This window comes from Pseudomonas sp. NPDC012596, from assembly GCF_042902325.1.
In the GTDB taxonomy this organism is placed as follows: domain Bacteria; phylum Pseudomonadota; class Gammaproteobacteria; order Pseudomonadales; family Pseudomonadaceae; genus Aquipseudomonas.
This window is the reverse complement of sequence record NZ_JBIBEB010000004.1, coordinates 199,737-223,922: the sequence shown is the minus strand read 5'-3', so window position 1 is coordinate 223,922 and position 24,186 is coordinate 199,737. Positions and strand designations below refer to the sequence as shown.

Annotated in this window: 20 protein-coding genes; 5 read left to right on the top strand and 15 right to left on the bottom strand. The window is 63.2% G+C overall.

Translation table 11 applies throughout. The features are described 5' to 3' along the window. Positions 1–38: 38 nt before the first annotated feature. Positions 39–1,496 carry a membrane-bound lytic murein transglycosylase MltF gene (mltF, locus tag ACFY68_RS07360; RefSeq protein ID WP_346611893.1) on the top strand — a complete coding sequence of 486 codons (1,458 nt, stop codon included), beginning with the start codon at positions 39–41 and terminating at the stop codon, positions 1,494–1,496. Between the two features lie 110 nt (positions 1,497–1,606). On the opposite strand, the gene tadA is transcribed toward mltF, so the two are convergent. The 5 genes from tadA to ACFY68_RS07335 all read right to left on the bottom strand — a co-directional run bounded on the left by tadA (position 1,607) and on the right by ACFY68_RS07335 (position 7,414). Continuing rightward, positions 1,607–2,086 carry a tRNA adenosine(34) deaminase TadA gene (gene tadA / locus ACFY68_RS07355; RefSeq protein ID WP_387525067.1) on the bottom strand — a complete coding sequence of 160 codons (480 nt, stop codon included), beginning with the start codon at positions 2,084–2,086 and terminating at the stop codon, positions 1,607–1,609. Further along, on the bottom strand, positions 2,086–3,468 hold the full coding sequence (locus ACFY68_RS07350; RefSeq protein ID WP_387525064.1) for a multicopper oxidase family protein: 1,383 nt from the start codon (positions 3,466–3,468) through the stop codon (positions 2,086–2,088). Before ACFY68_RS07350 ends, tadA begins: the two co-directional genes overlap by 1 nt. Positions 3,469–3,644: 176 nt before the next feature. After that, a complete protein-coding gene (guaA, locus tag ACFY68_RS07345; RefSeq protein ID WP_387525061.1) occupies positions 3,645–5,222 on the bottom strand; it encodes a glutamine-hydrolyzing GMP synthase in 1,578 nt (525 codons plus the stop codon). Between the two features lie 78 nt (positions 5,223–5,300). Then, positions 5,301–6,770 carry an IMP dehydrogenase gene (gene guaB / locus ACFY68_RS07340; RefSeq protein WP_346611897.1) on the bottom strand — a complete coding sequence of 490 codons (1,470 nt, stop codon included), beginning with the start codon at positions 6,768–6,770 and terminating at the stop codon, positions 5,301–5,303. Between the two features lie 86 nt (positions 6,771–6,856). Further along, a complete protein-coding gene (locus tag ACFY68_RS07335; RefSeq protein ID WP_387525058.1) occupies positions 6,857–7,414 on the bottom strand; it encodes a sugar ABC transporter ATPase in 558 nt (185 codons plus the stop codon). A gap of 293 nt (positions 7,415–7,707) precedes the next feature. Between ACFY68_RS07335 and xseA the strand changes: the two genes are divergently transcribed. From xseA to leuA, 3 genes are all read left to right on the top strand, one after another. Then, the gene (gene xseA / locus ACFY68_RS07330) at positions 7,708–9,087 is read left to right on the top strand and encodes an exodeoxyribonuclease VII large subunit (protein WP_387525055.1); all 1,380 of its coding nucleotides are present in this window, start codon (positions 7,708–7,710) and stop codon (positions 9,085–9,087) included. Positions 9,088–9,090: 3 nt separating this feature from the next. Further along, complete coding sequence (locus ACFY68_RS07325; RefSeq protein WP_387525052.1) at positions 9,091–9,918, top strand: peptidoglycan DD-metalloendopeptidase family protein; 828 nt, start codon at positions 9,091–9,093, stop codon at positions 9,916–9,918. A 320-nt stretch (positions 9,919–10,238) separates the two neighbouring features. Beyond that, positions 10,239–11,912: a 2-isopropylmalate synthase gene (gene leuA / locus ACFY68_RS07320; protein WP_387525050.1), complete on the top strand. Its 1,674-nt coding sequence runs from the start codon at positions 10,239–10,241 to the stop codon at positions 11,910–11,912. Positions 11,913–12,145: 233 nt separating this feature from the next. Here leuA and ACFY68_RS07315 read toward each other — a convergent pair whose 3' ends face one another. Genes ACFY68_RS07315 through zwf form a run of 3 tightly spaced genes read right to left on the bottom strand, consistent with a single transcriptional unit; the run spans position 12,146 to position 15,013 of the window. Beyond that, entirely contained in the window at positions 12,146–12,826 is a 681-nt protein-coding gene (locus ACFY68_RS07315; RefSeq protein WP_346611902.1) for a bifunctional 4-hydroxy-2-oxoglutarate aldolase/2-dehydro-3-deoxy-phosphogluconate aldolase, read from the bottom strand. A gap of 17 nt (positions 12,827–12,843) precedes the next feature. Beyond that, entirely contained in the window at positions 12,844–13,557 is a 714-nt protein-coding gene (pgl, locus tag ACFY68_RS07310) for a 6-phosphogluconolactonase (protein WP_387525047.1), read from the bottom strand. Beyond that, complete coding sequence (gene zwf / locus ACFY68_RS07305) at positions 13,544–15,013, bottom strand: glucose-6-phosphate dehydrogenase (RefSeq protein ID WP_387525044.1); 1,470 nt, start codon at positions 15,011–15,013, stop codon at positions 13,544–13,546. The genes pgl and zwf overlap by 14 nt, the downstream gene beginning before the upstream one ends. 211 nt (positions 15,014–15,224) lie before the next feature. Here zwf and hexR point away from each other — a divergent pair, with 211 nt between their 5' ends. Continuing rightward, entirely contained in the window at positions 15,225–16,088 is an 864-nt protein-coding gene (hexR, locus tag ACFY68_RS07300) for a DNA-binding transcriptional regulator HexR (protein ID WP_172960401.1), read from the top strand. Here hexR and ACFY68_RS07295 read toward each other — a convergent pair. From ACFY68_RS07295 to ACFY68_RS07265, 7 genes are all read right to left on the bottom strand, one after another. Continuing rightward, complete coding sequence (locus ACFY68_RS07295; RefSeq protein WP_387525041.1) at positions 16,081–16,935, bottom strand: D-hexose-6-phosphate mutarotase; 855 nt, start codon at positions 16,933–16,935, stop codon at positions 16,081–16,083. The two genes, hexR and ACFY68_RS07295, sit on opposite strands and share 8 nt — an antisense overlap. Positions 16,936–17,052: 117 nt before the next feature. Then, entirely contained in the window at positions 17,053–18,396 is a 1,344-nt protein-coding gene (locus tag ACFY68_RS07290) for a carbohydrate porin (RefSeq protein ID WP_387525038.1), read from the bottom strand. Between the two features lie 41 nt (positions 18,397–18,437). After that, positions 18,438–19,592 carry an ABC transporter ATP-binding protein gene (locus ACFY68_RS07285; RefSeq protein ID WP_387525035.1) on the bottom strand — a complete coding sequence of 385 codons (1,155 nt, stop codon included), beginning with the start codon at positions 19,590–19,592 and terminating at the stop codon, positions 18,438–18,440. Between the two features lie 3 nt (positions 19,593–19,595). Next, positions 19,596–20,441 carry a carbohydrate ABC transporter permease gene (locus ACFY68_RS07280; RefSeq protein ID WP_387525032.1) on the bottom strand — a complete coding sequence of 282 codons (846 nt, stop codon included), beginning with the start codon at positions 20,439–20,441 and terminating at the stop codon, positions 19,596–19,598. Beyond that, the gene (locus ACFY68_RS07275) at positions 20,434–21,342 is read right to left on the bottom strand and encodes a carbohydrate ABC transporter permease (RefSeq protein ID WP_387525029.1); all 909 of its coding nucleotides are present in this window, start codon (positions 21,340–21,342) and stop codon (positions 20,434–20,436) included. The genes ACFY68_RS07280 and ACFY68_RS07275 overlap by 8 nt, the downstream gene beginning before the upstream one ends. 147 nt (positions 21,343–21,489) lie before the next feature. Further along, positions 21,490–22,776: an ABC transporter substrate-binding protein gene (locus ACFY68_RS07270; protein WP_346611910.1), complete on the bottom strand. Its 1,287-nt coding sequence runs from the start codon at positions 22,774–22,776 to the stop codon at positions 21,490–21,492. Between the two features lie 104 nt (positions 22,777–22,880). Then, positions 22,881–24,107: an AGE family epimerase/isomerase gene (locus tag ACFY68_RS07265; protein WP_387525026.1), complete on the bottom strand. Its 1,227-nt coding sequence runs from the start codon at positions 24,105–24,107 to the stop codon at positions 22,881–22,883. Between the last annotated feature and the right edge of the window lie 79 nt (positions 24,108–24,186).

The window sequence follows — 24,186 nt, the reverse complement described above, 5'->3', positions numbered from 1 at the left end:
GATATGGCGGGCTCCATCCTTTGCGTATACTGCAAGCTATGTTCGCCCACACTGCTTTGCGCCAGCGTTGCGCCAAATGGCTTTTAGCAACCGGTCTCTTTCTGATGCTCGGTGCCTGCGTTGAAAAACCCAGCACCCTCGAGCGCGTGAAGGAGGATGGCGTGCTGCGCGTGATTACCCGCAACAGCCCGGCCACCTACTTCCAGGACCGTAACGGCGAAACCGGCTTCGAATACGAGCTGGTCAAACGTTTCGCCGATGATCTGGGCGTGAAGCTGGAGATCGAGACAGCCGATAACCTTGACGAAATCTTCGACGACCTGAGCAAACCGTCCGGCCCGGTGCTGGCGGCGGCCGGCCTGGTCAGCAGCGAGCGGCGCAAGACCCAGGCGAAATTCTCGCACCCGTACCTGGAAGTGACCCCGCAGGTCATCTACCGCAATGGCCGTTCCCGCCCCACCGAGCCCAAAGGGCTGGTCGGCAAGAAGATCATGGTGCTCAAAGGCAGCAGCCATGCCGACCAGCTGGCCGACTTGAAAAGGCGGTATCCGGGCCTGGAATACGAAGAGTCCGACGCCGTCGAGGTGGTCGACCTGCTGCGCATGGTCGATGAAGGGCAGATCGACCTGACCCTGGTCGATTCCAACGAACTTGCGATGAACCAGGTGTACTTCCCCAACGTGCGGGTTGCCTTCGACCTGGGCGACGCCCGCGATCAGCGTTGGGCGGTGGCTCCTGGCGATGACAACAGCCTGCTCAACGAAGTGAACGAGTTTCTCGACAAATCGCAGAAGAACGGCACCCTGCAACGCCTTAAAGACCGTTACTACGGCCACGTCGACGTGCTTGGCTACGTCGGTGCCTACACCTTCGCCCAGCACTTGCAGCAGCGCCTGCCCAAGTACGAAAAGCACTTCAAGAGCTACGCCAAGGTCGAGCAGGTGGACTGGCGCCTGCTGGCGGCGATCGGTTATCAGGAATCGATGTGGCAGCCGGAAGTCACCTCCAAGACCGGCGTACGCGGCCTGATGATGCTGACCCAGCGCACCGCCCAGGCCATGGGCGTGTCCAACCGCCTGGACCCGAAACAGAGCATTCAGGGTGGCGCCAAGTACTTCATGCTGATCAAGGAACAGCTCGACGACAGCATCAAGGAGCCGGACCGCACCTGGTTTGCCCTGGCAGCCTACAACGTCGGCAGCGGCCACCTGGAAGACGCGCGCACCCTGGCCAGGCGCGAGAAACTCGACCCGAACAAGTGGCTGGACGTGAAGAAGATGCTGCCGCGCCTGTCGCAGAAGCAGTGGTTCCGCCAGACCAAGTACGGTTACGCCCGCGGCGGCGAGCCGGTGCACTTCGTGGCCAACATCCGCCGCTACTACGACATCCTCACCTGGGTGACCCAGCCGCAGCTTGAAGGCCAGGTGGCCGAGGGCAACCTGCATGTGCCTGGCGTGAACAAGGACAAACCGGCAGAACAGTCGCCGCCGATGTGAACCCTTACGGCCCTATCGCCGGCAAGCCGGCTCCCACAGGGTCAGCGCAAGTCATATGGTTTGCGCTGACCCTGTAGGAGCCGGCTTGCCGGCGATGAGGCCAGAACAGGCTAACCCTTGGCCCTCCGAGCCTTGAAGAAGTCACTGAGGATCTGCCCGCATTCTTCAGCCAGCACACCACCCTCGAACATTACCCGATGGTTCAGAAAGCCCTGGCTGAAGAACTGCCCCTGGCTCTGCACGATCCCCGCTTTAGGCTCCAGCGCACCGTACACCACCCGCGCCACCCGCGAATGCACGATCAACCCTGCGCACATGCTGCAAGGCTCCAGCGTGACGTACAAGGTGCTGCCAGGCAGCCGGTAATTACTGGCCGATTTCGCCGCCGCGCGGATGGCGACCATTTCGGCGTGGGCACTGGGGTCACTGTCGAGAATGGGTCGATTGAAACCCTGCCCTATCACCTGGCCGTGCTGCACCAGCACCGCACCGACAGGCACCTCGCCCAGGGCTGCACCTTCGCCAGCCAAGGCCAGGGCCAGGCGCATGAATTCCTGATCGCGGCTGCGATCGATGATCTGCGGGCGCATCAGACCACCGCAATCGCGGCCATCAGGCCGGTTTCCATGTGGTCGATGACATGGCAGTGGAACATCCAGGTGCCTGGGTTATCCGCCACCAGCGCGACCTGGGCGCGTTCGTTCTTGCCCAGCAGATAGGTATCGGTGAACCACGGCTCGACGATATCGTGGCGATTAGAGGCGATCACCTTGAAACTCATGCCGTGCAGGTGGATCGGGTGCTGGTACTGGGTCATGTTCTTCAGCTCGAAGATGTAGCTCTTGCCCTTCTGCAGCGTGGCGATTGGCCGGTCGGCGCAGGTCTTGTCGGTAATGTCCCAGGCCTGTCCGTTGATTTGCCAGAGGCTCGGCGGCTTGCCGTTCTCGGTGTTGACCGAAACCTTGCCGACCCATTCGAAATTGAAGTTCAGCTTCTCGGCATTCTCCAGGTCCGGCTCGGCCACAGGGTTGGGCGGCAACGCGGGTGGCCAGTCGCTGGGCGCATCATTGTTGGCCACCGAACGCAAGGTACCCAGGCGCACGAAGCCGTCGCGCAGGGAGATTTCCTCACCCGCCTCGGGAATGCGAATCGCCAGGCAGATACGCATGCCAGGGCCCAGCCAGTATTCGTCGCCCAGATCACGCGGAGTGACCGGGTTGCCATCGAGGGCGTAGATCTTCGCCTCGAAGTTGCCTTTGAGGTTCAGGCGGTAGGTCCAGGTATTGTCCAGGTTCAGCAGGCGCAGGCGCACCACTTGCCCGGCCGGCAGTTCGGTCACCGAATTGGCCTGGCCGTTGATGGTAATCAGCCGCCCGGCCGTGCCGTTGCGCGCCGCCTCGCGGGGGATGCTGAACGGCAGCCAGGCGCCCTGCTCGTCCACGTGCCAGTTCTTCAGGCTCATGGTGCGCTCATGCAGGAAGCCAGTAGGCTCGCGCTCCTCGACGATCAGCGGCCCGACCAGCCCGCGCCCCAGCTCTTCGGAGCTGCTGACATGCGGGTGGTACCAGTAGCTGCCGGCGTCCGGCACGCGGAATTTGTAGTCGAAGTACTCGCCAGGCTTCACCGGCAGCTGCGACACGTACGGCACACCGTCCATCTCCAGCGGCAGGCGGATGCCATGCCAGTGAATGGTGGTTTCCACCGGCAGGTGGTTGATGAAGCGCACCCGCAACCAGGTGCCCTGGCGTACCCGCAGCTCCGTGCCCGGCGCCGAGGGGCCAAACGCCCAGGCCTCGGTCTTGAAGCCCGGCACCAGCTCTACGTCCAGGGGCGCTGCGATCAGCTCGTAGTCATGCCCCGCGTTCTCGTCCTCGACCTTGCCCAGCCAGTACCGCGCCGCGCCTCCGGCGCCCAGGCCTACCACAACCAGGCCGGTGAGGCCTTTGAGCATTTGTCGACGGGTGAAGGACATCGGTGCGGGTACCTCGTGTTCTGCGCAATCAGTCTGCCAGCAGTGCCTGGCGATGAAGGGCGAATACGATACACCTGCAAATGCGAAAGATTAAGTGAAGTCTTGTCGCAGGATGGTACGCAGTCTGTCACGGCCAGATACAACAAGGGCGCCTTGCGGCGCCCTTGTGGCTCAACTCATTCCCACTCGATAGTGGCCGGCGGCTTGCTCGACACGTCGTAGGTGACGCGCGAGATGCCTTCGATTTCGTTGATGATACGGCCGCTGACGGTTTCCAGCAGCTCGTACGGCAGGTGCGCCCAACGCGCGGTCATGAAGTCCACGGTTTCGACGGCACGCAGGGCCACGACCCAGGCGTAGCGACGGCCGTCGCCAACGACGCCAACCGATTTGACTGGCTGGAACACCACGAAGGCCTGGCTGGTCTTGTGGTACCAGTCGGCTTTGCGCAGCTCTTCGATGAAGATGTGGTCGGCGCGACGCAGGATGTCGGCGTATTCCTTCTTCACTTCACCGAGGATCCGCACGCCCAGGCCCGGGCCCGGGAACGGGTGGCGGTAGACCATGTCGTACGGCAGGCCCAGCTCCAGGCCGATCTTGCGTACTTCGTCCTTGAACAGTTCACGCAGCGGCTCGACCAGCTTGAGGTTCATCTCCTCCGGCAGGCCACCGACGTTGTGGTGTGACTTGATCACGTGGGCCTTGCCGCTCTTGGCGCCAGCCGACTCGATCACGTCCGGGTAGATGGTGCCCTGGGCAAGGAACTGGATGTTTTCCAGCTTGCTGGCTTCGGCATCGAAGATGTCGATGAAGGTGCGGCCGATGATCTTGCGCTTCTTCTCCGGGTCCGCTTCGCCTTCCAGGTTACCCAGGAACTGGGCCTCGGCATCGGCGCGGATCACCTTGACGCCCATGTTCTCCTTGAACATGGCCATCACCTGGTCGCCTTCGTGCAGGCGCAGCAGGCCGTTATCGACGAAGACGCAGGTCAGCTGGTCGCCGATGGCGCGGTGCAGCAGGGCGGCAACCACGGACGAGTCGACGCCGCCGGACAGGCCGAGCAGGACATTGGCCGAGCCGACTTGCTCGCGCACCTGGGCGATGGCGTCTTCGACGATGTTGGACGGGGTCCACAGAGCTTCGCAGCCACAGATGTCCTGGACGAAGCGCGAAAGGATGCGGCCGCCCTGTTTGGTGTGGGTCACTTCCGGGTGGAACTGCACGCCGTAGTAGCCGCGTGCATCGTCGAACATGCCGGCGATCGGGCAGCTCGGGGTGCTGGCCAGCACGTGGAAGTCGCCCGGCATCTGGGTGACCTTGTCGCCGTGGCTCATCCACACGTCCAGGCCCAGTACGCCGTCACCATCGACGTGGTCTTCGATGCCGTCCAGCAGGCGGCTCTTGCCGACCACGTCAACGCGGGCGTAGCCGAATTCACGCAGGTCGGAACCGGTGACCTTGCCGCCCAGTTGCTCGGCCATGGTTTGCATGCCGTAGCAGATGCCCAGCAGCGGTACGTTCAGGTCGAATACGGCCTGCGGCGCGCGTGGGCTGTTGGCTTCGTGCACCGACTCGGGGCCGCCGGCGAGGATGATGCCGCGCGGGTTGAATTCGCGGATCGCTTCATCGTCCATGTCGAACGGGTGCAGTTCGCAGTACACGCCGATCTCGCGCACGCGGCGGGCAATCAGCTGGGTGTACTGGGAACCGAAGTCGAGGATCAGGATGCGGTGAGCGTGAATGTCGAGGGCCATGACTCAATCTCGTCAGTGGAAATCGGAAACGACGCGGGGCTGTCGTGACAGCCCCGCATGCTGATGTTGCTGGAAGCCTCAGCCTACGCGGTAGTTAGGGGCTTCTTTGGTGATCTGCACGTCATGCACGTGGGACTCGGCCATGCCGGCACCGGTGATGCGCACGAATTCCGGCTTGGTGCGCATCTCTTCGATGGTCGCGCTGCCGGTGTAGCCCATGGACGAGCGCAGGCCGCCCATCAGCTGGTGGATGATCGCGGCCAGGGCGCCCTTGTAAGGAACACGGCCTTCGATGCCTTCCGGTACCAGCTTCTCGGCGCCGGCCGAGGAGTCCTGGAAGTAACGGTCGGACGAACCTTGCGCCTGCGCCATCGCACCCAGCGAGCCCATGCCGCGGTATGCCTTGTAGGAGCGGCCCTGGAACAGCTCGACTTCACCCGGCGCTTCTTCGGTACCGGCGAACATCGAACCCATCATCACGCACGAAGCACCGGCGACGATGGCCTTGGACAGGTCACCCGAGAAGCGGATGCCGCCGTCGGCGATCAGTGGCACGCCAGTGCCTTCCAGTGCGGCGGCGACGTTGGCGATGGCGCTGATTTGCGGTACGCCGACACCAGCGACGATGCGGGTGGTGCAGATCGAGCCAGGGCCGATACCGACCTTGACCGCGTCGGCGCCGGCTTCAGCCAGGGCCTTGGCCGCAGCGCCGGTGGCGATGTTGCCGCCGATCACCTGCACTTGCGGGTAAGTCTCCTTGACCCAACGAACGCGGTCGATCACGCCTTTGGAGTGACCGTGGGCGGTGTCGACCACCACCACGTCAACGCCGGCGGCAACCAGGGCAGCAACGCGCTCGCCGGTGTCCTTGCCGGTGCCGACCGCAGCGCCGACGCGCAGGCGACCCTGGTCGTCCTTGCTGGCCAGCGGGTAGGCCTTGGCTTTTTCGATGTCCTTGACGGTCATCATGCCCTTGAGGCTGAACTTGTCGTCGACGATCAGGACTTTTTCCAGGCGGTGCTTGTGCAGCAGCTCGCGAACTTCGTTCTTGTCGGCGCCTTCGCGCACGGTGACCAGGCGCTCTTTGGGCGTCATCACGTCGCGCACCCTGGCATCCAGGCGGGTTTCGAAGCGTACGTCACGGGAGGTGACGATACCGACCAGGTCACCGTTCTCCAGCACCGGAACACCCGAGATGTTGTTCAGGCGGGTCAGGTCGAACAGGTCGCGCACGGTGGCGTCGGCTTCGATGGTGATCGGGTCCTTGACCACGCCAGCCTCGAACTTCTTGACCTTGCGTACTTCGCCGGCCTGCTGCTCGATGGTCATGTTCTTGTGGATGATGCCGATGCCGCCTTCCTGAGCCATGGCAATGGCCAGACGCGCTTCGGTCACGGTATCCATTGCAGCGGAAACCAGAGGGATGTTCAGCTCGATGCCACGAGTCAAACGGGTCTTGAGACTGACTTCATTGGGCAGTACCTCGGAATAGCCAGGTACAAGGAGGATATCGTCGAAAGTCAGGGCTTCTTGGCTGATACGCAGCATCGCGGGGGCTCCCGGGCGGGAAAAATGGAAGCGCGCCATTATACTCATCCACGGCGCGCCGCTCAATGCAAAATAAGGGCCTTCGGTCAGCGTTCTGGCAGTTTTACCTGCACCACTGCCACTGGCTGGTCCAGCCAGTCGGCGAAGCTGTCGAGAAAGGCTTGGGTAAAACCGGCCTCGCCCCAGTTGTTGAAGATGAACCCCAGGTTGGAAAAGGCACATGGCTGCAGGTAAATGAAGCCATTGATGTCGTCTTCGAAGCCGCACAACGGGCAGGTGAAGTTGTCGCTCACCCCCGGCATCCATTCTTCCAGGCTTTCGAACAACGGCTCGCCCACCTCGCGACGGCACTCGGGGCAACCGGCTTCTTCGAGGAAACCGGCAGTGGGGGTATAGATGCAGCGCTTGAGCATCACTTCCAGCCCGTTGACCGGTGCGCCAAACGGCAACTTTTCAGGGTGCAAGGCGACCTTGCCCGCGCCTTCTGCCAAGGCATGGCCCATGCGGTTGCCGGAGCGCCCGCATGTGGTCAGTTGCTCCTCGACCACCTTTTCGCGCACCAGCCAGCGCAGGATGGCCCGAGCGCGGGCCTCGTGCACCGGGACGGTGGAAAGTTTCGGAACGATGATGCTCTGGGTGTTCATGGGTCAAACAGGCCTGCCAACTGCGGTAATCGGCTGATTCTACCGCTCACGCGCTCAGGTAGCGACCGATCAGCGCCAGGCTGGCCAGCATGCCGCGGGATTGTATGTGGGCGAACAGGTGCATGCCTTGATGTTTAGAGCGGCCTAAAGATCGAGCGCCGCCCGCGCGGCGCTAGATCTCAAACGCCCTGAAAAATTGAAGGCGTGCGCCCACAACATCGCCTACCCCCACCAGAACCAGAAATCTCCCCCATGCACTTGGCGCCCTCACCCTCCCCCCTTATCATGCCCCCATGATCAAAGACCCCTTCGAACGACTCGGCCTGGACCGCGAGGTCCTCACCGTCAGCCAGCTCAACGGCCGCGCCCGCGTACTGCTGGAAGACGTGTTCCGCAGCGTCTGGGTGGAAGGCGAGATTTCCAACCTCGCCCGCCCGGCCTCCGGCCACATGTACTTCACCCTCAAGGACAGCGGCGCTCAAGTGCGCTGCGCACTGTTCCGGCAGAACGCTGCGCGCGTGCGCCAGGCACTGCGGGACGGCCTGGCGGTGCGGGTGCGCGGCAAGGTATCGCTGTTCGAAGGGCGTGGCGACTATCAACTGATTCTCGACAGCGTCGAACCCGCCGGTGACGGCGCCCTGCGCCTGGCCTTCGAGGCGCTGAAGGAAAAACTCGGCGCCGAGGGCCTGTTCAGCACCGAACGCAAGAAACCGCTGCCAGCCCATCCTCAGCGCATCGGCATCATCACCTCGCCCACCGGCGCAGTGATCCGCGACATCATCAGCGTCTTCGGCCGCCGCGCCCCGCAGGTGGAGCTGAGCCTCATCCCCACCGCCGTGCAGGGCCGCGAGTCCATCGCGCAGATCGTACGCGCCGTGCAATTGGCCGACAGCCTCGGTTTCGATGCGCTGATCCTGGCCCGTGGCGGTGGCTCGCTGGAAGACCTGTGGAGTTTCAACGAGGAAGCCGTGGCCCGCGCCGTGGCCGCTTGCGTCACGCCCATCGTCAGCGCCGTCGGCCATGAAACCGACGTGTCGATCAGCGATTTCGTCGCTGACGTTCGCGCACCCACGCCATCGGCCGCCGCCGAACTGCTGGCCCCCGACAGCAGTGGCCTGCGGCAACGCCTCGAAGGCCTGCAACGGCGCCTGCTGCTGCGCATGCAAAACCGCCTGAGCCACGACCGCCTGCGCGTGGAGTCGCTGGCCCGGCGCCTGCGCCACCCCGGCGAGCGCCTGCGCCAACAGGCCCAGCGCCTGGACGACCTGGACATGCGCCTGCGCCGGGCATTCACGCTCAACCTCAACCAGCGCCGCGAGCGCCTGGCACGCCTGGACACGCGGCTGGCCGCGCAGCATCCCGGGCGTACGCTGAAACTGCTCAGCCAACGCCTGGACAGCCTCGCCGAGCGCCTGCCGCGCGCCATGCGCGACGTGCTGAAGGATCGTCGCCAACGCTTCCAGGCCCAGTTGCAGACGCTACAGGTGGTCAGCCCGCTGGCGACCCTGGCGCGCGGCTACAGCATCCTCCTCGACGAGCATGGCCAAGCCATTCGCAGCGCCGAGCAGACCCGCAACGGCCAACGCCTGACTGCCCGCCTGAACGAAGGTGAGCTGCAGGTGCGGGTCGAGGACAACCACCTGACTCCGGTCACCCTTTCTCTACTGGACTGACACATGCCCCGCCTGTTCGCGCCCCTGCTCGCCCTTTCCCTGTTGTTGCTGGCCGGCGGCGCCCAGGCCAGCTATATCACTCGCACCCTCAACAAACCGGTACCCGGCGGTGTCGCTGTGGTCGACCTGGGCCCTGCGGCTGCCGCCCCGCGCGCGCGCTTCGATGGCAAGCCGGTGCTGGTGGTGCAGGAGCAGGGCAACTGGCTGGCCATCGTCGGCATCCCGCTGACGCAAAAGCCCGGCACCGCCGTGCTGACCGAGGGTGGGCGCAACCTGCCGTTCAGCGTGGGCAGCAAGAAGTACCCGGAACAGCACATCACCCTGAAGAACAAGCGCCAGGTCAACCCCGACCCGGCCGACCTCAAGCGCATCGACCGCGAGCTGGCCGAGCAGATCAAGGCCTACCGCAGCTTCAGCCCCAACCTGCCAAGCAACCTGGTCCTCGACAAGCCGGTCAGCGGGCCGCTGTCGAGCAAGTTCGGCGTGCGTCGCTTCTTCAATGGCGAAGAACGCAACCCCCACGCCGGGCTGGATTTCGCGGTGCCTGCAGGCACGCCCATCAAGACGCCGGCCAATGGCAAGGTGATCCTTGTCGGCGACTACTTCTTCAACGGCCGCACGGTGTTCGTGGACCACGGCCAGGGCTTCATCAGCATGTTCTGCCACATGTCGAAGATCGATGTAAATGTGGGGCAGACGCTGCGTCGGGGGGATGTGGTAGGCCGGGTGGGTTCGACCGGTCGGGCGACCGGGCCCCACATGCACTGGAACGTCAGCCTCAATGACGCCCGCGTGGATCCGGCCATCTTCATTGGCGCGTTCCAGCCCTGAAAATGGGCTGCCGCTGTGTTGCGCGGGTGAAAAGACTCGCGCAAACAACAAGATCACCCCTTAAAAATTCAGCAATAAAATCTCGGTTGATTGCACTTTTTAAGCATTCCTCTCAATTTTCCGCGAACACTTGCCATCCCTGACCCCACTGGTTAGGGTTGAAGGCATGAAAACCTTCAGCACCCTCATCCTGCTCCGACAACATCGCAGCCTCTGCCTGGTCAGCGCTCGACTACCAGGCTGAATCGCGTCGCCTCGCCCTTCTACCTCGTTACTGCTCGGCAGGCCCGATCTCGGCCGCACACAAAAGGATTGCTTCCATGACCATGCTCAAAGACCCATCGAAGAAGTATCGCGCTTTCCCGACCATCGACCTGCCTGACCGTACCTGGCCGTCGAAGACCATCACCGAAGCGCCGATCTGGTGCAGCTCGGACTTGCGTGATGGCAACCAGTCGCTGATCGAGCCGATGGACTCGGAGAAAAAGCTGCGTTTCTGGAAGACCCTGGTGCAGGTTGGCGTGAAGGAAATCGAGGCCTCGTTCCCGTCCGCCTCGCAGACCGATTTCGACTTTGTGCGCACCTTGATCGAAGACGGCCACATCCCGGACGACACCACCATCCAAGTGCTCACCCAGGCCCGTGAAGACCTGATCGCACGCACCTTCGAGTCGCTGCGCGGGGCCAAGAAGGCCATCGTCCACCTGTACAACGCCACCAGCCCGTCGTTCCGCCGCATCGTCTTCAACCAGGACAAGCAAGGCGTGAAAGACATCGCAGTGAACGCGGCCAAGCTGTTCGTCAAATACGCCGCCCAGCAGCCGGAAACCCAGTGGACCTTCCAGTACTCGCCTGAAACCTTCAGCGCAACCGAACTGGAGTTCGCCAAGGAAGTCTGCGACGCGGTCATTGAAGTGTGGAACCCGACGCCTGAGCACAAGCTCATCCTCAACCTGCCGGCTACCGTGGAAGTCGCCACGCCGAACATCTACGCCGACCAGATCGAGTGGTTCTGCCGCAACATCAGCCGCCGTGACAGCGTGATCATCAGCCTGCACTGCCACAACGACCGTGGCACTGGCATCGCCGCCACCGAACTGGGCCTGATGGCCGGCGCCGACCGTGCCGAAGGCTGCCTGTTCGGCAACGGCGAGCGTACCGGTAACGTCGACCTGGTGACCCTGGCGCTGAACCTCTACACCCAGGGCATCGACCCGCAACTGGACTTCTCCGACATCGACGGTGTGCGCAAGGTGGTCGAAGAGTGCAACCAGCTGCCGGTCCACCCACGTCACCCGTACGTCGGCGACCTGGTTCACACCGCGTTCTCCGGCTCGCACCAGGACGCCATCCGCAAAGGCTTCGCCAAGCAGCAGGATAGCGAACTGTGGGAAGTGCCGTACCTGCCAATCGACCCGGCCGACATCGGCCGCAGCTACGAGGCAGTGATCCGCGTCAATAGCCAGTCGGGCAAAGGCGGCATCACCTACCTGCTCGAGCAGGAATACGGCATCAGCCTGCCGCGCCGCATGCAGATCGAGTTCAGCCAGGTGGTACAGGGCGAAACCGACCGCCTGGGCCTGGAAATGACCGCCAAGCAGATCTACAGCCTGCTGCAGAAGGAATACCTGCAGGCCAACGCCCCGTACGCGCTGGTCAGCCACCGCCTGCAGGAAGAAAACGGCCACAGCGCCGTGGAAGTGGAAGTCGCCGGTGAAGGCGAAACCACCCTGCACTGGCGCGGCAAGGGCAACGGCGCCCTGGAAGCCCTGGTGGCTGGTTTGCCGATTGCCGTGGAGATCATGGACTACAACGAACACGCCATCGGCGCCGGCACCAACGCCAAGGCGGCGGCTTATATCGAGCTGCGTGTGGCCGGTGGCCGCCCGGTACATGGCGTGGGCATCGATGAGAACATCACCACTGCCAGCTTCAAGGCACTGTTCAGTGCGCTGAACCGCTCGCTGAGCCAGCAAGAGGCCAAAGCGGCGTAAGCTGTGAATTGATGGCCCAGGGCCCGCATCCATGATGCGGGCTTTTTTATTGCCGGTACCGGCCCTATCGCCGGCAAGCCGGCTCCCACAGGATCGCCACAGGTTCCAAGAACTGTGGAGTACCTGTGTGAGCCGGCTTGCCGGCGATAGGGCCGTACAATCAGTACAAAACCTGCAGACAAAAAAAGGGGCGCCGACCAAGCGCCCCATAAGCCGTAAAGCACACAACAAATTCAGTTGGCGTCCAGCAGTGCCATCGCCTCCGCACTGCACGCTTCGATTCGCGCCCAGTCACCGTTCTTGATCCAGCTACTGTCCAGCATCCAGGTCCCGCCCACGCACATCACATTGGGCAGCGCCATGTAGTTGCGCACGTTCGCCGGGTTGACGCCGCCAGTCGGGCAGAAGCGGATATCGCCGAATGGGCCGCCAAAGGCTTTGATCGCCGCCACGCCGCCGCTGATTTCAGCGGGGAACAGCTTGAACCGGCGATAACCCAGGGCATAGCCCATCATTATTTCCGAAGGCGTGCTGATACCCGGCAGCAGCGGAATGTCGCTGTCCACGCCGGCTTCGAGAATGTCCTGGGTAATGCCCGGGGTTACCACGAACTGCGCACCAGCGGCTTCGACCGCTGCATACATGCCGCGATCGAGTACGGTACCTGCCCCCACGCACAGCTCCGGGCGCTGCTCGCGCAACACCTGGATGGCCTTGAGGCCATACTGCGAGCGCAAGGTCACTTCCAGGGTACGGATACCGCCGGCGGCCAGGGCATCGGCCAGGGGCAGGATGTCTTCCTCGCGGGCGATGGTGATCACCGGCAGGATGCGCGCCTTCTTGCAGATCGCGTCGATGCGGGCGGCTTTGTCGGCCATCGAGAGCAGAGGCTGTGGGCGTTCAAGGGTGGTCATGACAGTGGATCCTTTGCTCATGGGCACCAGTAGATGTCCAGGGGGGCGTGAAGAAAGGCGCGAATCGGCATTTCGTTTAAGTCGTTGCCCGCCAGCGCGGCGCGCAGGGTAGCGAGTTTGCCTGCGCCTTGGACGGACAACGCGGTGAAGGCGGCGCTGGCCAGCAGCGAACGGGTCAGGGACAGGCGTTGGTGCGGCACGCTCGGCGCCAGCAATGGCAGGCAGCGGCGCTTGCTGTTCAGGTCAAGGCCTTCAGCCAGGTTGGGGCTGTTAGGGAACAGCGAGGCCGTGTGGCCATCGTCACCCATGCCCAGCACCAGCACGTCGATGGCGGGTAATTCGGCCAACGCCTGGTCAGTTTTCAGCGCTGCCGCGTCGAGGTTTTCCGCCTGTTGATACAAACCGACAAAGCGGGCCTTGGCCGCTGCACCCTGGAACAAGTGGCGGGCAAGCAGGCCGGCGTTGCTATCGGCGTGCTCAACCGGCACCCAGCGTTCGTCAGCCAGGCTGACGGTTACCTTCGACCAGTCCAGCGCCTCGGTTGCCAGCTTCTCAAGGAAGGGCACCGGGCTGCGGCCACCGGACAGCACCAGGCAAGCCTGCCCTTTCGCGGTAATGGCTGCACGCAGGCGTTGGGCAACATCGACGGCCAACGTCGACGAAAGCGCCTTGGCATCATCCAGTTGATGCGCCTTTACCGTTGCCGGCAATTGCAGTTCAGATATCCCCATACCACGCCCTCCCATCTCGTGTAATCAGTGCAATCGAGCTCATCGGCCCCCACGACCCAGCCGCATAGGGCTTGGGTGCATCCCCGGCGCTTTGCCAGCCAGCGATCAACTGGTCGCACCACTTCCAGGCGTATTCGATTTCGTCTTTGCGCACGAACAGGTTCTGGTTGCCGCGCATCACTTCAAGCAGCAAGCGCTCGTAGGCATCCGGAATACGCGCTGTGCGCCAGGTGTCGGAAAAATTCAGCTGTAACGGGCCGCTGCGCAGTTGCATGCCCTTGTCCAGGCCCTGCTCCTTGGTCATCACCCGCAAGGAAATACCTTCGCTTGGCTGCAAGCGAATGATCAGCTTGTTGCCGACCTGCAAACGCTGCTCCGGGGCGAAAATGTAGTGCGGCGTTTCCTTGAAGTGGATGACGATCTGCGACAGCTTCTGCGGCATGCGTTTACCGGTGCGCAGGTAGAACGGCACGCCGGACCAGCGCCAGTTGCGGATATCGGCGCGCAGGGCGACGAAGGTTTCGGTGTCGCTCTGGGCGTTGGCGTTGTCTTCTTCCAGGTAGCCGGGCACCGGCTTGCCATCGCTGTAGCCGGCGATGTATTGGCCCCGCACCACGCGGGTGGTCAGCCCCTCACCGGTGATCGGCGCCAGCGCCTTGAGCACCTTGACCTTCTCGTCGCGGATACTGTCGGCCGACAGTTCGCTGGGCGGGTCCATGGCGATCAGGCACAGCAGCTGCAACAGGTGGTTCTGGATCATGTCGCGCAGCTGGCCAGCCTTGTCGAAATACCCCCAGCGGCCTTCGATACCCACCTTTTCAGCCACGGTGATTTCCACATGGGAAATGGAATTCTGGTTCCACTGGGTTTCGAACAGGCTGTTGGCAAAGCGCAGGGCGATCAGGTTCTGCACCGTCTCCTTGCCCAGGTAATGGTCGATGCGATAGACACGGCTTTCCGGAAAGAAGCGCGCCACGGCATCGTTGACCCGGCGCGATGACTCAAGATCATGGCCGATGGGTTTTTCCAGCACTACCCGAGTGCGCGAAGCCAGGCCCGCCGTGTCGAGGTTTTCGCAAATGGCGCCGTACACGGCCGCCGCAGTCGCGAAATAGGCAATCAACGGCAGCTCGGCAGGCGCTTGCTCGGCCAGGGCCTCATAGCCCTCCGGCTGCAGGAAATCCAGGTGTTGATAGCTTAGGCGGCCAAGGAAGCGCCCCAGCGCTGCCGGCTCCAGGTCACCCTCCGCCACATGCTTGCGCAAGTGTGCCTCGATGGTATTCAGGTGCTCCTGCGCGCTACCCGCCTCGCGGGCCAGGGCCAGCAAGCGGGTATCCGCGTGCAACAAATTGGCGCGGTCGAGCTGGTAAAGCGCAGGAAACAGCTTGCGCAATGCCAGGTCGCCGAGGGCGCCGAAAAGGGCAAAGGTGCAAGGTTCGACACTGATCGCAGCCATGATGTTGGTTCTTTCCTAAAGTTGGTCTAGGAATACCGCTTTCACATACGGTTTTCAAGGGATAATGTAGTAAAAACCACAACATTACACACTAGTGTTACAGACAAGTGGTGCGCCACACGCACCGCCAGTACGATAGACGACCGTGCAAAAAGCCTGCTGCTCCGGCGGCCGGCTGTCTTCCCGACCCAAGGACACACCCATGGACCGCGTGCGAAACCTCCTGGAGCAGATCCAGGGACGCCTCGACGAGCTGAACAAGGCCGAACGCAAAGTCGCCGAAGTCATCTTGCTCAACCCGCAACAAGCTACCCGCTTCAGCATTGCCGCGCTGGCCCAGGCGGCCAAGGTCAGCGAGCCGACCGTCAACCGCTTCTGCCGTTCGTTCGGTGTCAGCGGCTACCCCGAGCTCAAGCTGCAACTGGCGCAAAGCCTGGCCAGCGGCGCTGCCTACGTCAGCCGCGCGGTCGAGGCCGACGACGACCCTGCAGCCTACACCCAGAAGATATTCGGCAGTGCCATTGCCTCGCTCGACAGCGCCTGCCAACAACTCGACCCGCAACAGGTCAGCCGCGCCGTGGACATGATGATCCAGGCCCGGCAGATTCACTTCTTCGGCCTGGGTGCTTCTGCCCCGGTGGCGCTGGATGCGCAGCACAAGTTCTTCCGCTTCAACCTGGCGGTTTCGGCCCATGCCGACGTACTGATGCAGCGCATGCTGGCCTCGGTGGCGCACACCGGTGACCTGTTCGTGATCATCTCCTACACCGGGCGTACCCGCGAACTGGTCGAAGTGGCCCGCGTGGCCCGCGAAAACGGCGCTTCGGTGCTTGGCCTGACTGCAGCCGGTTCACCGCTGGCCCAGGCCTGCAGCCTGAGCCTGCACATCCCGCTACCGGAAGACACCGACATCTACATGCCGATGACCTCGCGCATCATCCAGCTGACCGTGCTCGACGTACTGGCCACCGGCATGACCCTGCGCCGTGGCGTGGACTTCCAGCCGCACCTGCGCAAGATCAAGGAAAGCCTCAACGCCAGCCGCTACCCAATCGAGGACGACGAGCTCAACTGAGCCGGTGCGCCTGCAGCCGCAGGTGGGCGCGCTGGCCTGGCGCCAGGCTCAGGCCCTCGCCACTGCCGCTGGCCGCTTCCACGCAAACGAACCCCTGGCACTCGCGCCCCGTCACACCCATCAGTGGCCGGTTGCCGGGGTGCCAGACCACGGTGTCGTCGCTGTCACCGGTGTCGATGCACAGTTCGCGCTGCCATGCTGGGTCCTGCAGCTGCACCCGCGGCGTGCCGGGGTAGACCTTCTGGCAGCCGCCGTTGAGCTTCAAGGCGCCGTCCTGGCGGCAGGCTTGCCGGTTCAGGCGGTCATAACCTTCGATGTCTTCAAGGCCAGACAGCGCTATCTCGGCTACGTCACTGATACGCCAGTAGGCCAGCAGCGCATGGCTCAGCTGGCAGGGTTCGCTGTCCTGGTGTTCGGTACTCAGGCTCAGCTCCATGCGGCTGCCCAGCCGGGCATGCAGGTCGACCTGCCAATCGCACAGGTCCAGGCGCCATTTCAGGCTGACGCCCTCCTCGTCCTCGCGGCTGTCCACCAGCTTCCAGTCCAGCAGGCGCGCCCAGCCATGGGCCGGCCACAGGTCTTCGCTGGGATGGCGGCCATACCACGGCCAGCACACTGGCACGCCTCCACGGATCGCACCCACTTGTGGCCACTGTTCGGCGCACCACAACCAGGGCCGCTCGCCGGCCGGCTGGAAGTGCAGCAACTGCGCGCCCTGGCGGCTGAACACTGCCTGGCAACGGGGGTGATCGATGATCAGCACATCGCGCTGCTGGTAACGCTCCCACTCGAATGTCGGCCTGGGCCTCTGTGCGGAAAAGAAGCGATGTAGCGGATGTTCAGGCATGGGTTCCAAGCTCTTGTTGTTTGAGATAGCGCTGTCTCGGTCTATTCCCGACAACCACTGCAAGCCAGTGGTGCCGGGAGCCGAAATTGGATTGGCGTAAATTTACAACAAACAGGCTCAGAATGACGACTGAATCTTCAAACCTGCGACCAGCGCGTTGTCCACCTCATCCACCCCGCCGGGGCTCTTGATGTACTGAAGGTTCGGCCGCACGGTCAGCCAGTTGGTCACATGGAAGCCGTAGTACAGCTCGGCGTTGTACTCGGTGCGCTGCAGCGGCACGAAGCCCGGGTTGTCGTAATCGTTGATGCCATTTTGCGCATTGAGTTGCTCGGCGCGCTTCTTCACATCGTCGTTTACGTGGATGCGAGCGATGCCGAAACCGATGTCGTCCTTCGGCCGTGCGTTGAAGGCGCCCTTGTACACCAGGCCAACCTGCTGGTAGTTGTCGACCACGTTGGTGGCCTTGTCATGCACGGTGAAGTTGGCGAACAGGCTGAGGCCCCGGCTGGCGTCGCCACCGTGGGCGGTCACCTGCTGCTGCGCCACGACCCACCAGCCATGCTTGCTCGAATGCGACTTGAAGCCTGCGCCGCTGATGCCCTGCGGGTTGCCATTGATGTCCTCGTAAACGTCTTCGGCATCGGCGGTGCTGTAGTAATAACCAAGGCGGTATTCACCCGGCAGGCCATTGACCTGTGGCGACCACACCGCCTCCACCGGCAGGATCGCACCCTTGGTGCCGCTGCCGCTGAGCTTGAAGCCGTTGCCGGTTTCCAGGTTCGACGGGTTCTGCTCGAAGGCGCCGACCTGGACGAAGAACTCCGGCGTGATGTTGTACTTGACCCGCAGCGCCCACTGGCTGACTGGCCAGTTGTACCAGATGCCACCCACCCAGTTGCCCACCTGCGACCCGCAGAAGGCCAGGTTCTGGAAGTCGCACGGGAAGCTGTTGAAGTCTTCACCTTCGCCAAAGCGGCCGAATTTCACATCCAGGGCACCGTCGAAGTATTTCTGCTTGACCCACATCTGCGTCAGGCGCCAGGTCTGCCCACGGCCCCACACTTCCTGTACCGAGCTGAACTGGCCAGCACGCGGGTCGCTGATACGGTCATTGGACAGGTTGCGGCCGCTGCGCTCGGTGATCGCCAGTTTGAATTCGGCATCGTGCCAGCCAAAAATCTTTTGCAGGTCCAGGTGCGCGCCAAGGGCGAACTGGTCGCTGTAGCGTGCAGTCTTGTCGTCGTTGTAGCCGCCGTTGAGGTTACCGGCGACCTCGCCTACATAGTCCAGGGTGAAGTCATAGCCTTTTTCCAGCAGTTCGGTGCGGGCGCCGCCCCAGTCGCCGGTCATCCATTTCGACTCGCTGGAGAAGGCCTCGGCAGCCTGCGCCCCGCTGCTACCCACTACGGCAAGCAAGGCCAGTGAGCCCAAGGTCTTGATACGATTGCGCTGTTCCATCCCTTTGCGTCCTCTTTTTTCTTATTGATGGTGTAGACGATTCAACGGCCCTTGAAGCGGGTGACGTTGTCCTTCACTGAAGCGTTGGCAGTGTTCAGGTCCAGGCGCTCGCCACTGCTGGCATCGAACAGCAGCACCCGTGCCGGGTCGAATTGCAGGTTCAGGCTGTCACCCACCCGGCACGCGACATCCGGCGCCAGGCGGCAGCACACCTTGGTTTGGTTGAGGGTGACGAATACCAGCAGGTCAGGCCCGGTGGGTTCGGTCACCTGGACTTCGGCGCGAATGCCTGGCAGGCCATTACCCTCACCGGTACCCAGGGCGATCTGCTCGGGGCGGATGCCGAGGATGATCTCGCGGCCATCCAGTTCATCGCTTGCCACGCCCAATGGCAACTCACAACGCGCCTGGCCGCTATCGAGTAGCGCCAGCAGGCGGCCGTCCTGTTTGGCCAGGCGCACCGGGATGAAGTTCATCGGCGGCGAGCCGATGAAGCTGGCGACGAACTGGTTGGCAGGGTCGTTGTAGATCTGCTGCGGGGTGCCGAACTGCTGAATGATGCCGTCCTTCATCACCGCCACCTTGTCGCCCAGGGTCATGGCCTCGATCTGGTCGTGGGTGACATACACCGTGGTGGTCTTCAGGCGCTGGTGCATCAGTTTCATTTCAGTGCGCATCTCCACCCGCAGCTTGGCGTCGAGGTTGGACAGCGGCTCGTCGAACAGGTAGATCTTCGGCCGCCGGGCCAGCGCCCGCCCCATGGCCACACGCTGCTGCTGGCCGCCGGACAACTGCGCTGGCTTGCGCGCCAGCAGGTGCTCGATCTGCAACAGCTTGGCCACCCGCGCCACTTCTTCGTCGATGGCCGCCTGGGGCATCTTGCGGATCTTCAGGCCGAATTCGATGTTCTCGCGCACGCTCATGGTCGGGTACAGCGCGTAGGACTGGAACACCATGGCGATGTCGCGGTCCTTGGGGCTCATGCCGCTGACGTCCTGCTCGTCGATCAGGATCGCGCCGCCGGTGATCTGCTCAAGGCCGGCGATGCAGTTCATCAAGGTCGACTTGCCACACCCCGAAGGGCCGACCAGGATCAGGAACTCGCCGTCCTTGATCGACAGCTGGATGTCCTTGAGGGTGTCGGGCAGGCCGCTGCCGTAGGTCTTGCTCACATTGCGAATTTCAAGCGTTGCCATGACTTACCCCTTGACGGCGCCGGCCGTGAGGCCGCGGACGAAATACTTGCCTGCCACTACATAGACCAGCAGGGTTGGCAGGCCGGCGATCATCGCCGCCGCCATGTCGACGTTGTATTCCTTGGCCCCGGTGCTGGTGTTGACCAGGTTGTTCAGGGCCACGGTAATCGGTTGCGAGTCGCCGCTGGAGAACACCACGCCGAACAGGAAGTCGTTCCAGATCTGGGTGAACTGCCAGATCAGGCAGACCATGATGATCGGCGTCGACATCGGCAGGATGATGCGGCGGAAGATGGTGAAGAACCCGGCACCGTCCAGGCGTGCAGCCTTGACCAGCGCATCGGGAATGCTCACGTAGAAGTTGCGGAAGAACAGCGTGGTGAAGGCCAGGCCGTAGACCACATGCACCAGCACCAGGCCACTGGTGGTGCTGGCCAGGCCGAGTTTGCCGAGGGTGAACGAGGCTGGCAGAAGCACAGTCTGGAACGGCAGGAAGCAACCGAAAAGCAGCAGACCGAAGAACAGCTGCGAACCCCGGAACCGCCACATCGACAGCACATAGCCGTTAAGCGCACCAATGGCGGTGGAGATCAGCACCGCCGGTACGGTGATCATGATCGAGTTCCAGAAATACCCGTTCACGGTGCCCCAGGCCTTGACCCAGCCAATGCCGCTGATCACCGTCGGCCAGCTCAGCAGGTTGCCGCTGCTGATGTCTTCTGGGGTCTTGAAGCTGGTCAGCAGCATCACTACCAACGGCACCAGGTACAGCAGCACGGCAATCAGCAGTACCGCATGGATGGCGATGCGGCTGATGCTCAGCGCCGGTTTGTCGGCAGGGCTATGCATGACGTTTGCTCCGCAGCTCCGAATACAGGTAAGGCACGAGGATCGCCAGGATCGCCCCGAGCATCAGAATGGCGCTGGCCGAGCCCATGCCCATCTGGCCGCGGCTGAAGGTGAACGAGTACATGAACATCGCCGGCAGGTCGGAGGAGTACCCCGGGCCACCAGCGGTCATGGCCGCCACCAGGTCGAAGCTCTTGATGGCGATGTGCGAAAGGATCATCAGCGAGCTGAAGAACACCGGGCGCAGGCTGGGCAGCACCACGGTCCAGTAGATGCGCGGCAGGCTGGCGCCATCCATCTGAGCAGCGCGGATGATCGACTGATCGACGCCGCGCAGGCCGGCAAGGAACATCGCCATGATGAAGCCCGAGGCCTGCCACACGGCAGCGATCACCAGGCAATACACCACGCGGTCGGGGTCGATCAGCCAGTCCAGGCGAAACCCTTCCCAGCCCCAGTCACGCAGCAGCTTGTCCAGGCCCATGCCGGGGTTGAGCAGCCACTTCCAGGCGGTGCCCGTGACGATCATCGACAGTGCCATGGGGTACAGGTAGATGGTGCGGATAAAGCCTTCGCGGCGGATGCGCTGGTCGAGCAACACCGCCAGCAGCACGCCAATGGCCAGGCTGATGGCGATGAACAGGCCACCGAACACCAGCAGGTTCTTGCTGGCCACCCACCAGCGGTCGTTGTCGAACAGCCGGGCGTATTGCGCAAGGCCCGCCCACTTGTAGGTTGGCAGGAAGGTCGACGTGGTGAAGGACAGGACGAAAGTCCACAGGATGTAGCCGTAGAAGCCCACCAGCACGATGAACATGCTCGGCGCCAGCACCAGTTTGGGCAGCCAGCGCTGCAGAGCGTCCAGGGGTGAGGCCCGCAGTCGGGCGGTTGCTGTAGTCATGGTGTGATTACCGGGAGCCTAGGCAGCCCCTTGTGGTGTCGATACTGGCCTCATCGCCGGCAAGCCGGCTCCTACATACCCCCACAGTTTCAAGGGCAGTGAAAGGCCTGTGGGAGCCGGCTTGCCGGCGATGAGGCCATCAGGGTTTCACTTGGCCGCCTTGATCGCCGCCGCCAGCTTCTTCGCCGCGTCAGCAGGGTCCGCCTTGGGGTCGTTGATGTAGTTGGTCACCACATCGAAGAACGCCCCCTGCACGGCCAGCGTGGTGGCCATGTTGTGCGCCATGCTCGGCTGCAGGCCGCCAGTTTTGGCGTCAGCCAGGAAGTCCTTGGCAGAGGTCTGGGCGCAGGCATCGAAGCCGTTCGCGGCCATGTCGGCGAGCATGTCGTTACGCACCGGGATGGACCCCTTGTTGGTGCTGAAGACCTTCTGGAAGTCCTGGCCGAGCACCTTTCGGGCGATGTCCTGCTGGCCAGCGGCAGTGCCCTTGTCGTTCTGCTTGAACACCACCAGCGAGTCGATGTTGTACAGGAAGGCCTTGTCGGTCCCCGGGAATGCTACGCACTGGTAGTCCTTGCCGGCAGTTTTCTTGGCCAGGGTCCATTCACTCTTGGCCCAGTCACCCATGATCTGCATGCCGGCCTTGCCGTTGATGACCTTGGCCGCCTCCAGGTTCCAGTCCTGGCCCTTGCCGTCCGGGTCCATGTAAGTGGCGACCTTTTTCAGCTCGGTCAGCGACTTGACCATCTGCGGGCCGGTCAGCGTCGCTTCGTCAAGGTCGACCAGCGCCTTCTTGTAGCCGTCCGCGCCCATCACCGACAGCACCACGCTCTCGAACACAGTGCTGTCCTGCCACGGCTGGCCGCCATGGGCGAGCGGGATGAAGCCGGCGGCCTTGAGCTTGTCGGCGGCGGCGTAGAATTCGTCGAGGGTGGTCGGCGCCTTGTCGATGCCGGCCTTCTTGAACACCTCGGGGTTGATCCACAACCAGTTGATGCGGTGGATGTTCACCGGCACAGCCACATAGTCGCCTTCGTATTTCACGGTGTCGGCGACTTTCTTGTCGAGCAGCGAGTCCCACTGCTCCTCCTTGGCGACGTCCTTGAGCACATCGGCGTCGAGCAGGCCGGTGGCGGCCCAGTCCTGGATGTCCGGCCCCTTGATCTGCGCGACGCCCGGCGGGTTGCCGGCCACGGCGCGGCTCTTGAGCACGGTCATGGCAGTGGCGCCACCGCCGCCGGCAACCGCGCCATCCTTCCAGGTGAAGCCGTCCTTCTCGACCTGGGCCTTGAGTACATCGACAGCCGCTTTTTCACCACCGGATGTCCACCAGTGCACCACCTCGACACTGCCTTTAGAGTCGGCGGCGAAGGCACTGAGCGGGAACAGGGAGGCAAGGGAGATCGCGGCAGCGAGGCGGAGAGTCGAATTCATCGGAATACCTTTCTTGTTGTTATGCCGGGCAAGTCGGTCGCTTGCATTGCATGGAGTCTAATCAGAGTGCTCGCTGCGCCAGGTAACGAAGCGATGCGTGAATGTCATCGTTTGGTTACATTGCGCGCCAGCGCGGTGGCAAGGCTGGGTGCTAGCGGCAGTGTAGGCAGCAACACCGCCTGGTAGGCGTGGTAGAGGTCGGGCTTGCCGGCCCAGATGGTTGCAGCGGGCCGGTTGGCAGGGTCGAGTTCGTGGTGCCAACTGCCGGCGGCGCGGTCGATGAAATGAGTGTCGATGAACGCCCAGAAGCGACGGTACCAGTGCGCGTAGTCACGCTCGCCGGTACGCCGAAGCAGGGCTGCAGCGCTGGCGCACGCTTCGGCGTGCACCCAGTGCAGGCGCTCACGCACCACGGGCTGGTCGTGCCAGTCGAGGGTGTAGACTATGCCCACTGCACCCTCAACGCCCCAGGCATGCTGGCAGGCACTGGCGAACAAGCCACGGGCGCAGGCCAGCAACCCATCCGGCGTGGGTAACCCGGCCAAGCGCCGCGCCGCCTCCAGATGCAGCAGCAGCCGCGACCATTCGAACGCGTGCCCGGGCGTGGTGCCATAAGGCCGGAAGTGATCAGCGGGGTTTTCGCGGTTGTATTCAGGCACGGGCTGCCAGTGCGCATCGAAATGCTCGACGACCCGGTAGCCGTTGGCGGCCGCATGGCCTTGAATGATGCGTTCGACGATGCGCAGGGCGCGCTCCAGCCACAGCGTATCGCCGGTGACATCCGCCAGGGCAAGAAACGCCTCGGTGGCGTGCATGTTGCTGTTGGCACCGCGGTAGGCCTCGGGCTGCTGCCAATCGCTGGAGAAGGACTCGCGCAACGCGCCCTCCTCCTCACACCAGAAGCGCTGTTCGAGCACCCGGATTGCATCCGCCAGCAAGCCCTGTGCACCGGCAGCATCCGCCACCACCGCAGAGCTGGCGGCCAGCGCGACGAACGAATGCAGGTACGCCGCCTTGCCGTCGTCGCCCTGCCCATGCGGGCGGGCGAACCAGCCGCCATGGGTGGCATCGTGCAACGGCCCGCGCAACGCGCGCACGCCGTGTTCGACCAATCCCAGGCAGCCAGGTTCACCCTGCAGATGGGCCAGGGCGAAGCTGTGGGTCATGCGCGCCGTGATAATGGTCTCGGCGCAGGCGACGGGCAGCAGCCTGCCTTGTGCGTCTAGAGCGGCGAAGCCTTCAGCCACCTGCGAAGCCTTGGCAAACGACAGCAGGCGCCGGCCTTCAGCCCTGAGCCATTCGCCGTGTTCGGGGGAATCGATGTAGTCCATGCACCCGTACCTTCCATGCCTGAGGTTTGCAGATTCTAGCCAGCCGTCCTGGCTGGGATGTCACGAACGCCTGCGGGTA

Coding starts and splice junctions, on each gene's coding strand:
- ACFY68_RS07280 (WP_387525032.1), bottom strand. CDS start 20,441: ATGCATAGCCCTGCCGACAAACCGGCGCTGAGCATCAGCCGCATCGCC.
- ACFY68_RS07270 (WP_346611910.1), bottom strand. CDS start 22,776: ATGAATTCGACTCTCCGCCTCGCTGCCGCGATCTCCCTTGCCTCCCTG.
- ACFY68_RS07315 (WP_346611902.1), bottom strand. CDS start 12,826: ATGACCACCCTTGAACGCCCACAGCCTCTGCTCTCGATGGCCGACAAA.
- ACFY68_RS07325 (WP_387525052.1), top strand. CDS start 9,091: ATGCCCCGCCTGTTCGCGCCCCTGCTCGCCCTTTCCCTGTTGTTGCTG.
- leuA (WP_387525050.1), top strand. CDS start 10,239: ATGACCATGCTCAAAGACCCATCGAAGAAGTATCGCGCTTTCCCGACC.
- pgl (WP_387525047.1), bottom strand. CDS start 13,557: ATGGGGATATCTGAACTGCAATTGCCGGCAACGGTAAAGGCGCATCAA.
- ACFY68_RS07285 (WP_387525035.1), bottom strand. CDS start 19,592: ATGGCAACGCTTGAAATTCGCAATGTGAGCAAGACCTACGGCAGCGGC.
- ACFY68_RS07295 (WP_387525041.1), bottom strand. CDS start 16,935: ATGCCTGAACATCCGCTACATCGCTTCTTTTCCGCACAGAGGCCCAGG.
- zwf (WP_387525044.1), bottom strand. CDS start 15,013: ATGGCTGCGATCAGTGTCGAACCTTGCACCTTTGCCCTTTTCGGCGCC.
- tadA (WP_387525067.1), bottom strand. CDS start 2,086: ATGCGCCCGCAGATCATCGATCGCAGCCGCGATCAGGAATTCATGCGC.
- mltF (WP_346611893.1), top strand. CDS start 39: ATGTTCGCCCACACTGCTTTGCGCCAGCGTTGCGCCAAATGGCTTTTA.
- ACFY68_RS07350 (WP_387525064.1), bottom strand. CDS start 3,468: ATGTCCTTCACCCGTCGACAAATGCTCAAAGGCCTCACCGGCCTGGTT.
- ACFY68_RS07290 (WP_387525038.1), bottom strand. CDS start 18,396: ATGGAACAGCGCAATCGTATCAAGACCTTGGGCTCACTGGCCTTGCTT.
- ACFY68_RS07275 (WP_387525029.1), bottom strand. CDS start 21,342: ATGACTACAGCAACCGCCCGACTGCGGGCCTCACCCCTGGACGCTCTG.
- ACFY68_RS07335 (WP_387525058.1), bottom strand. CDS start 7,414: ATGAACACCCAGAGCATCATCGTTCCGAAACTTTCCACCGTCCCGGTG.
- ACFY68_RS07265 (WP_387525026.1), bottom strand. CDS start 24,107: ATGGACTACATCGATTCCCCCGAACACGGCGAATGGCTCAGGGCTGAA.
- guaA (WP_387525061.1), bottom strand. CDS start 5,222: ATGGCCCTCGACATTCACGCTCACCGCATCCTGATCCTCGACTTCGGT.
- guaB (WP_346611897.1), bottom strand. CDS start 6,770: ATGCTGCGTATCAGCCAAGAAGCCCTGACTTTCGACGATATCCTCCTT.
- xseA (WP_387525055.1), top strand. CDS start 7,708: ATGATCAAAGACCCCTTCGAACGACTCGGCCTGGACCGCGAGGTCCTC.